This is a genomic window from Escherichia sp. AM3, assembly GCF_032029835.1.
In the GTDB taxonomy this organism is placed as follows: domain Bacteria; phylum Pseudomonadota; class Gammaproteobacteria; order Enterobacterales; family Enterobacteriaceae; genus Escherichia; species Escherichia coli.
Window position 1 is genome coordinate 1 of the sequence record NZ_JAVUPQ010000676.1, and the last position, 361, is coordinate 361.

The following is a 361-nucleotide window of genomic DNA, read 5'->3' on the forward strand; positions in this document are numbered from 1 at the left end:
GCTTCACCCTCACCTGCCAGACGGATGCGGTCGCCCGTATCCACGCCTGCCGGGATCTTAACGGACAGCGTTTTGGTTTTCTCCACGCGTGCGTGACCGTGGCATTTGGTGCACGGATCTTTAATCAGCGTACCGCGACCATGACAGTGCGGACAGGCCTGCTGCACCGCGAAGAAGCCCTGGCGCATCTGAACCTGACCGGAACCGTGACAGGTTGGGCAGGTCTGTGGCTGAGTCCCCGCTTTCGCGCCGCTGCCGTGGCAAACGTCACACTCTTCCAGCGTCGGAATACGGATCTCTTTGGTGACGCCGCGAACCGCTTCTTCAAGCGTCAGCTCCATGTTGTAGCGCAGGTCTGCGC

1 protein-coding gene is annotated in these 361 nt (G+C 61.2%); it reads right to left on the bottom strand.

Annotated elements, in window-relative coordinates; translation table 11 throughout:
• On the bottom strand, positions 1-361 hold a 361-nt coding region (locus tag RTW80_RS27830), incomplete at both ends, for a zinc finger domain-containing protein (protein ID WP_312721349.1).